7 protein-coding genes and 1 pseudogene are annotated in these 11,219 nt (G+C 47.5%); all 8 read left to right on the top strand.

Annotation, left to right across the window (positions count from 1 at the left end; all coding sequences use genetic code 11):
* Window positions 1-743 precede the first annotated feature (743 nt).
* Window positions 744-1,658: a calycin-like domain-containing protein gene (locus tag H164_RS0113675; protein ID WP_026356388.1), complete on the top strand. Its 915-nt coding sequence runs from the start codon at window positions 744-746 to the stop codon at window positions 1,656-1,658.
* A 44-nt stretch (window positions 1,659-1,702) separates the two neighbouring features.
* Window positions 1,703-2,365 carry an HmuY family protein gene (locus tag H164_RS0113670; protein WP_025830405.1) on the top strand — a complete coding sequence of 221 codons (663 nt, stop codon included), beginning with the start codon at window positions 1,703-1,705 and terminating at the stop codon, window positions 2,363-2,365.
* A gap of 4 nt (window positions 2,366-2,369) precedes the next feature.
* A complete protein-coding gene (locus tag H164_RS0113665) occupies window positions 2,370-4,508 on the top strand; it encodes a TonB-dependent receptor (RefSeq protein ID WP_025830404.1) in 2,139 nt (712 codons plus the stop codon).
* A 34-nt stretch (window positions 4,509-4,542) separates the two neighbouring features.
* Complete coding sequence (locus tag H164_RS0113660) at window positions 4,543-8,910, top strand: cobaltochelatase subunit CobN (RefSeq protein ID WP_019969143.1); 4,368 nt, start codon at window positions 4,543-4,545, stop codon at window positions 8,908-8,910.
* Between the two features lie 18 nt (window positions 8,911-8,928).
* Window positions 8,929-9,612, top strand: a complete 684-nt coding sequence (locus tag H164_RS0113655) for a hypothetical protein (protein ID WP_019969142.1) — start codon at window positions 8,929-8,931, stop codon at window positions 9,610-9,612.
* 17 nt (window positions 9,613-9,629) lie between these two features.
* Window positions 9,630-10,235 carry a MotA/TolQ/ExbB proton channel family protein gene (locus H164_RS0113650; protein ID WP_019969141.1) on the top strand — a complete coding sequence of 202 codons (606 nt, stop codon included), beginning with the start codon at window positions 9,630-9,632 and terminating at the stop codon, window positions 10,233-10,235.
* Window positions 10,232-10,570 (top strand): DUF2149 domain-containing protein, encoded by a 339-nt coding sequence (locus tag H164_RS0113645; protein WP_006950051.1) that lies wholly within the window; start codon window positions 10,232-10,234, stop codon window positions 10,568-10,570. Before H164_RS0113650 ends, H164_RS0113645 begins: the two co-directional genes overlap by 4 nt.
* A gap of 456 nt (window positions 10,571-11,026) precedes the next feature.
* Window positions 11,027-11,219: pseudogene (locus tag H164_RS0113640) on the top strand (IS982 family transposase); the annotation flags it as partial.

Below are 11,219 nucleotides of genomic sequence, written 5' to 3'. Positions count from 1 at the left end.
AAAATCCGAGAAACAAAAAGGAACGACAACGGGCGGACGGTTTTCACCAGAAAAACTGTCCGCCCGACTTGTTTTCTGTCATTTTGTTGTCTCTTTTGTCTCCGTAACGACGCCACAAGCTGCCACATACTACCAAAACAGACCGAGAATACTGATAATGCTATAATTTTGTAATGTATTCATTAAACAAATTGCCCATAGGTACTTACCTATTATTATATATAATTTGTAAAGTGAAAAGCTATGCCTTCCCATTTTCACTTATATGCGTTTGTATATCAGTAGATTACGACAAACCCTCTCATCTGGCTCCTTCTCTCTTATCCGCTCTTCTTTTCGACATATCATTCATGGACATATATCCTGCCCGTTGCTGGGTGGCGGACAGTTGTGTCTTGCCTTTCCGCCATCCCCTTCCTCCCTGAAATAAAGATTTATCCTCATAAATAGGTATGTAAAAGGTTGTCATCGGGAGGAAAGAACGCCGTCTAACAGTGATTCATACACATATATCCAGCGTACACAGGGCAAGCGGCGAACCATACGCAGCAGCATTTCTATACCACTCTTACACAAGTGTTTCGGAAACAAGAGAGAGGGAGACCAGTCTTCGTTTTCTCAACGACGAATGACATGCTTATCGGCCGGTACGGGGAAATTTAATCGTTTTTAGGTATTGCGCAGTATGCCATAAACGCGTATTTTTGAACTGAAATAAGACCTACAACTAAAATAAGAATGATATGAAAAAACTAACTTGGTTGGAGAAAGGCCTCTTTCTCCTGATTGCAGTACTCACATTTACCGCATGCGGCGATGACAAAGACGACCCCGTTACAACCGGTTCTCCTGAAGGAACCTATCAAGGTTGGGCTAAAGCCACATTCAAATACATGCCTTCGGGTATGGCATTGGATAATCAAAAAGTGCAGATAACAGCCAATGTTGATGGTACCGTAAAGATTGTTTATGCCTCTATGGGCGTTTTCGGCACAATGACCATCCCCTCGACCACCTTTGTGCTGAAAGACAACCAATACATTTTAGCAGGCATGGGTAAGGCTTCCATCGCTCCGCATGGTGGCGGTGCTGCTACAGAATACGATTGCAACGTGAAAGGAAGCATCAGTAAAGACAAGAAAACCTACAACCTTATCTTTACCGTTCCTGCTGCAATGGGCGGATTGGAGATAACGGTAAACAACGGTTCGGCACCTTTACCGATGCTGGTGGCCGATGTCTATAAAGGCTATCTCACTGCTTCCTCCGCAATGTTTGCCGGCATGACCGAGAAAGACGTTACCGTATCGATAACGGCCAATACAGACAACAAGACCGCAAAGGTGGTATTAGACGGAAAGACCTTTGGTATAAGCACGATTGATAACGTGAAAATCACCAAGAAAGATGCTAACTACGAACTCGAAGGAACAGGCAAATCGCTCATGGGAATGGGCTCTGGTCCTAAGAAAGAGTATGCCTGCACGCTGAAAGGAACCATCAGTACGACCAAGAAAGCTGCGGAACTTACCTTTACGGCACCGGCAGTAATGGGCGGATTGAACATGGTCTTCAAGCTCGGAACTCCTCCGTCTCCCTCTCGGCAGTCTGTTCACGAGGAGGTGTTACAGGCTTTTGAGCAGTTCTTTGCTAACTAACCACTGAGTTTTCACCAACGAAGCACGAAACATCAATACCGACTATGAGACGAAACCTCTTACAGTCGCTATGCTTATCCATCATGACAGGGACGATTGTACTATCGTTCCTGTCATGTGATAACATCTATGACGACCCTTCCGAGGGCGACCCCTCGCAACACAAAAAAGACAATACGTATACCAACATCAATGCCACAGAATACACAAACTGGGTATATCTCGACCTGAAAAACGGGTCACAGAAAACCCTTCTCTATGACAACACGGCTGATATACCTGTCGAATGGCACTTCGCATTACACCGCTACGACTGCAAAACCAATGGCGGTGCGGCATTAGAAACGGCCTACGCTGACTTGGAGACTTTCCGACGCGATGCCGGAAACGGTACCTATGCGCGTCCGTCGGATGCTTCGTTTAAACCCGATGTCGCAGACCGCATCATTATAGATATGTCCGGCATGATGCAAGGCAAAGTGATTTATGCTAATACGCCAAAGAACAAAGAGCTAGGAAAATGGCTTGATGTAAATATGAGCACAATGCCTCCTACTTACAAGCCCTCCGAGAAAGTGTATCTCCTACTGATGAAAGACAAGACGATAGCAGCGATTCGCTTCACAGGGTTTGCCAATCCCAACAAATACAACATCAAAGGATATATTTCCTTTGATTATATCTATCCCGTAAAATTCAAGGATTGATACCATGACTAAAAGACTTTTACCACTGTTTGCAGGTCTGCTCTTCTTCTCAATGCGGATTTTCGCCGACCCGATACATGGCATCGTGGTAACAGATGGCAACAAGCCCGTGCCTTTTGCCTATGTGATGACCGAGGGAAAGAAATATGCCACGCAGGCAGACAAAGAGGGGCGATTCACGCTCAACGTGCCTTCGGGCAAATATACGCTTACGGCTATGCTTATCGGTTATGAACGGTGTACCGTCAAAGTGTCATCGTCGGCCACAACGGAAGTAAAAATGTATATGAAAGAAGACCTCATCAACTTAGGTGCGGTCACAGTGACCGGCACCATGACGAAGAAGACGCTGGCCAATACCCCTGTGGTAACACGGGTAATAACGGCTGCCGATATACGGAAGCTCGATGCCACGAATATCCGAGATGTACTGGAAGCAGAGCTTCCGGGCATAGAATATTCGTATGCCATGAACCGTCAGGAAGTGTTGAAAATGCAGGGATTGAGCGGTCTCTCGTTGCTTTTCCTCGTCGATGGGGAACGTCTTGCCGGTGAGACACTCGACAATGTGGACTACAGAAGATTGAATGTAGACAACATCGAGCGTATCGAAATCGTGAAAGGAGCAGCCTCCGCATTATATGGCTCCAATGCCGTGGGGGCTGTCATCAATATCATTACAAAGTCGGCAGCTGACCCGCTGACCGTTCACCTCAACACTCATTTCGAGAGCAAATACGGTACACAACGCCACGGAGCGGAGGTAGGGTCGCGCACAGGGCGGTTCTCCAACCTGCTGAACATACAGACCGACCGGATGAAATCTTATACCGTTTTTGATAAAGGGCGTGCAGACAGCACACAAGTGTATGGCAACCGACAGTGGAACTTTAAGGACAAATTGGTCTACAAATGGTCGGACAAGACATCGTTGACGGGTAAGGCCGGCTATTATTTCCATGAGCGCAACGTGTCGGCGTATAGCAAAGACCGCTCGAGAGACTTCCTCGGAGGGCTACGCTTTGCAGGTACATTGAGCGAGAAAGACGTGCTCGATGTGTCTTATAACTTTGATAGATACGATAAAAGCGACTTCTATCCTGTAACGAAAAAAGACATACTCAACTATAAAAATGTGCAAAACTCCCTACGCGCACTCTATACCCATGCCTTCGACAAAGACCTTTCGCTGACGATGGGCGGAGATATGATGGCCAATTATCTGCAAACCTATCAGTTTGTGAATGGGGGATCACACAGACAATTCTCGACCGATATCTTTGCACAAGCTGACTGGAATATCGCTCATCATTGGAATATCGTGGCCGGTTTACGCAGCGATTACTTCTCGGGTTATGGGTGGCAACTGACACCGAAAATAGCGGGAATGTATTCGTTGAACAACTTAAAAGTGCGTGGGTCTTATTCCAGAGGCTTCAGAGCGCCTACTCTGAAAGAGATGTACATGAATTTCAATATGGCAAATGTATTCTATATATATGGTAATAAAGACCTGAAAGCAGAAACGAGCAACAGCTTTTCGACCTCCGCAGAATACGTTCATCGCAATTATTGCTTCACACTGACAGGGTATTACAACATCTTGGACAACGAAATATCTACCATCTGGAACCCTGCCTTGGATGCAGGAAAGGGCGCAATGGCCTACTACAATGTGGAAGGAACCAGCCTTGCCAGCGTAGATGCCACAGTGGTGGCACGCTATTCGTGCGGTTTCGGAGCAAAACTCTCTTACGCCTATTTCCACGAGTTCACACGTCATAACATGCCGATAACGTCTGATTCGCGTCCGCACACATTCACAGCACAGGTGGATTACAGAAAGACTTTCAAACACTATGAGATGAGTGTTACACTCAACGGCCGTTATCTGTCGGAAGGAACATACAGTACGTTGGACACCGCGACCAAGACTTATAGGAAAACCACTTCGGCCGCATACAGTCTTTGGAGGCTTATCGTGCAGCAACGGCTCTATCAGGCCTTTCAGATTACTTTGGGTATAGACAATCTTTTCAACTATCGACCGAAAGTATACCAATACAATTCGCCATTCACCACAGGCACCTCGTTCACCGTGGGCGTAGCCGTGGAATTGGAACAACTCTTCAAACACTTATAAAAAGATGGCATTCCGACAATAAAACGACAATGATATGTGGAAGATAAAGCAGAAACTTGGGTTTAAAAAACATAGAAAAATATGGTTAGGCGTACTCTTAGCCTTGTTTGTGGGCTTCTATGATATATGGTTGAGCCGCACGAAAATCGCACTTGTAAACTTTCAACCCGTTATGATGCAGGCCTTATCGCAGGCCGACGATAACCCGTTCATCAAACTCTATGATGTGAAGACCGACGAGTTGGGGTCGTTGGACGATTACGATGTAGTGCTCATCAACGGCATGGGGTTCAATATAACGGCCGAACAACGGCAGCAGATACAAGAGACAGCCAATGAAGGAGTACCCGTCTATACCATGATGGCCACCAATCCGGACAACGATATTTCCAATTTCACCGTAGAAGAGACAGCGCTCATACAGAAATACATGATGGGTGGCAGGCGGAAGAACAACCGAAGTCTGCTCAGTTTCTTACGTAGAAACGTGGACGGGAAGATTATTTTCACCGGAACACCGGAGAAACCGGAACAGAAACCCTCGGATTATCTCTTCTTCCCTACAGACAATGACGAGGAAGAAGAGTTGGAGTTTACCTCCGTAAGCAGCTATGAGAAATACATGAAGACGCACGGCCTTTTCAGGGAAGGTGCTAAAAAAGTGGTTGTTTCGGGTGCGGTAACCGACCCCACAGACCTCGTTCGTGCGTTGGTGAAAGAGGGATACAACGTTTATCCCGTGTCTTCGTTTATGAATATGGCAGACTTCATTCGGCAAATACGTCCCGATATGGTCATCAACAGCGCACATGGAAGGTTGGGAGACGATGTTGTGCAATACCTCAAAGCCAACAATATATTGCTTTTTGACCCAATGGATGTAAACGCATTGACCGATGATTGGGAGAAAGACCCTCGCGGAATGATGGGTGGTTTCTTGTCGCAAAGCGTAGTTATGCCCGAGATTGACGGTGCGATACGTACCACAGCACTGTTTGGTCTCACACGCGACAAGAACGGATTGCTGCATCCGTATGCCATTCCCGAACGTTTGGAAACATTCATCAAGACTGTGAATAACTATTCGCGCCTTACCTCCAAGAAGAACAAAGACAAGCGGCTGGCCATCGTTTACTTCAAAGGACCGGGACAAAGCAATCTTGTAGCCAGCGGAATGAATGTAGTCCAATCGCTCTATAACACACTTTTAAACCTTAAAAAAGAAGGTTATAACCTATCGGGACTACCAGCTTCACTCACTGAATTCAAGCAACAAATAGCTCGGGAAGGCTCTTTATTTAACTCGTTTGCTGAAGGCGATGTCGCCCGATACATGAAAACAGGGCATCCACAGCTGGTGACCAAACAGGAATACGACAGCTGGACGCATGCCTCCCTGCGCAAACAAAAGATAGAAGACGTAGATAAGGAGTTTGGAAAGTTCCCCGGAGACCACAACAAACTAAAGACAGCAGATGGTCGTCTGGCCTTTCCACGCATCAGATACGGAAATATCGTCCTCATACCGCAGCCCTTGGCCGGTGAAGGGAAGGACGTTTTCAAGATTGTTCACGGAACAGACAAGGTGCCGCCGCATAGCTATATTGCCCCGTATCTTTGGATACAATACGGATTTAAAGCAGATGCATTGCTGCATTTCGGTACCCATGGCAGTCTGGAATTTACCCCGCAGAAGCAAGTGGCCTTGTCTAACAATGACTGGCCGGACAGGCTCGTGGGCGCACTTCCACACTTCTATTATTATACGATTGATAATGTGGGTGAGGCAATGATAGCCAAACGACGCTCATATGCTGGTCTGTTGTCGTATCTTACACCGGCTTTTCACGAGAGTGAGCTACGCAACACCTACAAGAACTTAGAGGATAAACTCTCTGCTTACTTCAATAACAAGGGCAATAAGCATGCCCTCGCTGTGGAAGCCAAGCAGCTTGCCATACAGTTAGGCATACATAAAGACTTGGGATTGGATGGCGATTTGAAGAAAGTTTACAACGATACCGACCTACAACGATTGGCCGATTATGCCGAAGAACTGTCCTCTGAGAAGATAACGGACACGCCTTATGTCATGGGAGTTCCCTATTCGCAGGAAGATATACGGTCTACTATTTTCTCTATGACAGTCGATCCCATTGCATATAGTCTTTATTCATTCGACAAACAGCAAGGAAAAGCACCCGCAGACCTGTATTTACACAAGGCAAAATTCAACGCCTTATATCTGAAGAAGGCCGAATCGCTGGTGAATCGCTTCTATACCAATCCCTCATCGCTCACCGATGGACAGCTATTGCTCATCACCGGTCTCACCACTGCTCAACTGCAAAAAGCTCATGATATAGAAGAAAAGAAGAATATGCCTAAGGGCATGATGGCCATGATGATGGCGGCATCGCGGAAAGATAAGAAGCACGAGGGTAAAGCCCATGGCGGTATGATGGGAAAGATGGAGAATAAGGATATGGAAGTGCCTGCTCCGTCTAACAGCCCCATAGCCAAATTCATGAGATACCAGATGCGCAAGATGCTGGCAAAGAAAGACCCTACCCGTATGTTGGCAGTGGCCAAGAAGATGGGAGCCAGCCCTGAAGCCTTGAAGAAGATGGAAGAAGGCCTTAAAAAGCAAATGGGCAGCACATCAGCGGGCAGGCAGCATACAACCGAAACCGACGCATTAAACCCCAAGGATATTGAGTTTGCCCATGCTGTAACCGAAGTGGAGACTTCATTGAGAAACATCGGCCAGTATAAAGACCTGCTCGTAAAGAGTCCGAGTTTGGAGTTGGCTTCTCTTGTCAATGCTTTGAATGGCGGATATACTGCTTCTTCCCCCGGTGGAGACCTCATCCTCAATCCTAATACTTTGCCGACCGGTAGAAATCTCTTTGCCATCAATGCCGAAGAGACTCCTACCCCGGATGCGTGGGAGAAAGGTATCGCCTTGGCCAAGAATACCATCGACGAATATAGGAGAAAGCATCGGGGTGAATATCCTCGTAAAGTAAGTTACACTCTGTGGTCGGGCGAGTTCATACAGACAGGTGGTGCTACCATTGCACAGGTGCTTTACATGCTCGGAGTAGAACCGGTGAGAGACCGATATGGCCGTGTAAGCGACATCAAACTCATTCCTTCGTCGGCTCTCGGCAGACCTCGTATCGACGTGGTGGTACAGACTTCGGGGCAGTTGCGCGACTTAGCTGCCTCCCGTCTCTTTCTGATTACGCGCGCTGTGCAGATGGCAGCTGCGGCAGACGACGACAAGTTTACCAATGAAGTGAAAGTTGGCGTGGAAGCATCGGAACGCTATCTTATCGACAAAGGTGTTTCTCCGAAAGAAGCCCGTGAGCTGTCGCACTATCGTGTCTTTGGGGGCGCAGGCGGAGGCTATGGCACCGGCATTCAAGGTATGGTGGAACAAGGCAACCGTTGGACAAATGAGCGGCAGATAGCCGAGACCTATATCAACAATATGGGAGCCTTTTATGGCGACGAAGAGCATTGGATGAACGATGTGCATGAGGCCTTTGGGGCTGCACTCACCCGCACAGATGTCGTTGTTCAGCCACGTCAGAACAACACATGGGGCGCGTTGAGTCTCGACCATGTATATGAGTTCATGGGTGGAGTCAGTCTTGCTGTGCGTCATGTGACGGGCAAAGACCCCGAGGCCTACTTCTGTGATTACCGCAATCGCAACAATTACAGAATGCAGGACAGCAAAGAGGCCATCGGCGTTGAGGCCCGAACGAAGATTCTTAACCCATCTTACGTGAAACGTGCACTATCCGGTGGTGAAAACGCCACCGATGAAATAGCCGAAATGGTGAGAAATACCTATGGATGGAACGTGATGAAGCCTCGGAACATCGACAAGGAGTTGTGGGACGAAATCTACAATGTGTATATCAAAGACAAGTACGACCTCGGTATCAAGGAGCAGTTTGCAAAGGTGAATCCCACTGCTATGGAAGAGATGACCGCTACCATGATGGAGACTGCCCGCAAGGGTTATTGGAAAGCTTCGCCACAGCAGTTGGCCGATATCGCCACCCTCCACACCGAACTCGTTACGCGTTTCGGCCCTTCCGGTTCATCGTTCGAAGGAAACAACCATCCCCTGCAAGACTTCATTGCGGGCAAAGCACCTGCGGCAAGCGCAAAGACTTACCTGCAGCGTAACAGGCAGATGACCGTTGCCGCGCAAAGAAAGACCAACGGTAAGAGTATGGTGATGAAGAAAGAGACAGAAGAAGCTGCTGAAGATGCCGCCGAAACGAGTACTTCACTCAACGGTGTCGTCATCGTTTCCGTGGTTTTTGCTGCTTTTATCGTCATGCTGTTGATTCTCCGTCGTAAACGTAAAAACGAGCGATAGGCCACTTAACCTCGTGTCATGGAACAGATTATCTATGTACTTCTGCTGTTCATCTTTCTCAACTGCGTCATGAAACTCAGTCTGTGGCAGTGGTGGCAGCGCATCATTTACAGCCTTGTCTTAGGCGGTTTTGCCTATTGGAGCATGGATTACGCCATGCTCCAATCCAAGACTCGCATAGCCGACTACCTGCAAAATACCGCTGTTTTACAAAACATGGCTATTATTGTGACCATCGAATCGGTGTTTTGTTTGGCTTTTACACTCACGTATCTGCAAAACGATGACCACACGATACGCAACAAATGGTGGGCGAAGGTGCTCTTTTGGTACCCGGGGCTGCTTATGTTTCCCCTCGTATTCTACCTCCTTACCCAGACGCTTTTCGCCGCGGTGGGTGTTGATTTCGGCCTCACGGCATGGCTTTTTGCCGGCGCGGTGGTACTTTTGCTGCCACTCATCGCCGAGAGTTTTCGCTTTCTTCTGCCCGAACGCGACCATCGGGTGGAGGTTCATCTGCTGCTTTCGCTCTTTATCTGCATCCTCGGACTGATAGCGACAGAGAATGGAAAGATAGTCTACGCCGTGAAAGAGCATCCTGTCGATTGGATCGCCCTCACATTTACATTGGGCGGTTTCGCGCTCCTTTTCGGCTTAGGGTGGCTTCTCAGCCGTTACAGATGGCTTTTTCGTAAATCATAAAATCATACATTTAACCAATGGAATATATATCACGTGCCCTTTTCGGGATAGCCAACAGTCTGCTGATTCCCGACATCATCTTGTTGATTCTCTTCTTTCTGCGCGCCCTTGTGCTGCTTGGCGGCACTTACAATGGCTTCATGCTGCGCCGCAGAAACAATCAGTGCTTCAACCATCTCATAAAAGACCTTACCCCCGACGGTATCGAAAACCTCAAGGAAAGCCTGCCCCAGAAGACCGACTCCCTGTACGTCCGTTATCTGAAAGACATGCTCGACAACGGCAAAGACCATGAGGACTATACCGACTATCTCATCACCCAATATGAAACTGAGACTGTCAAGGAGGTGAATCTATCGCGCCTGCTGGCCAAGTTAGGCCCTGTTCTCGGACTTATCGGTACGCTTATCTCCATGAGTCCTGCACTGGTAGGCCTCTCCACCGGCGACATCTCCGGCATGGCCTACAACATGCAAGTGGTCTTTGCTGCAACGGTCGTGGGTCTGGTTATCAGTGCCGTAGGCCTGTTTACCCTACAGTTGAAACAACGATGGTTCGCCCAAGATGTAAACAACCTCGACTACGTGGCACGCATATTGAATCTAAAGGAGGAACACCCATGAGCCGTAGAAGAAGAGGTAGCCGTCTTTTAGTAGATGATGATGCCGACCCGCTGAGCGTGGTTGTCAATCTGTTTGACGTGGCCATGGTGTTTGCCGTCTCTCTGATGGTGGCTATGGTGATGCACATGAATATGACCGAGGTTTTCGGAAATGAGGACTTTACTGTGGTTAAAAACCCAGGGAAGGACAATATGGAGATAATTACAAAGCAAGGAAAGCAGATAAACACGTATAAAGCCTCGGGAGAAACCACCGATAACAATGGTGCGAAAGGCAAACGGTTAGGCACTGCTTACCAGCTGGAAAACGGACAAATCATTTATGTGCCCGAGTAAGCACACTGTCCTCCCTCCTTTCCTGTCATAACGCATGGCTATTTGAACGTTTACCAAAGGCACGGAGAATCCCCGAAAGTGTTGCACGATAGGGTGCATGGATGCCCTATTGCCGCCCTGCGATGTATGGGGCAAGTGCTGAAGCACTCGTTTTGCAGGTCACATCAACACCTTATTATCATGGCATGGGGTACAATGTAAGTGCCGGCAGCGTATGATTGCGCAGTGCCTTAAATGCGAAATATAATGGTACGATGTGTAATCTAAGCTCTGCAAGAGCGCAATATGGGCCCTCTACAAAACTATCACCCACGGATTCGTTCCTGTCAGAAATAGTCAATACCTTTATATTAACGTGAGTTCGATGAATTATAAGTGTCTGTAAATTTGGTGATTAGCGAAATTTGTTGTAACTTTATAGTACTGATTTACAAAGAAATACAAACAAAAATCGCTATGATCACCGAGGACAAAGTTGCGGAAATATTTTGTATGGCAGACGACTTCTGCAAGTTTTATGACGCAATGATGGCAAAATACACGCTAAAACCAACCAATAAGAGCCCATATCACCGTGATTCCACGATGTCAAAGGCTGAAATCATGCTCATCATGATTCTCTTTCACGACTCTGGCTATCGCTGTCTGA

This window comes from Segatella maculosa DSM 19339 = JCM 15638, from assembly GCF_000382385.1.
GTDB classification, from domain to species: Bacteria; Bacteroidota; Bacteroidia; order Bacteroidales; family Bacteroidaceae; genus Prevotella; species Prevotella maculosa.
This window is presented reverse-complemented; position numbering and strand designations above follow the sequence as displayed.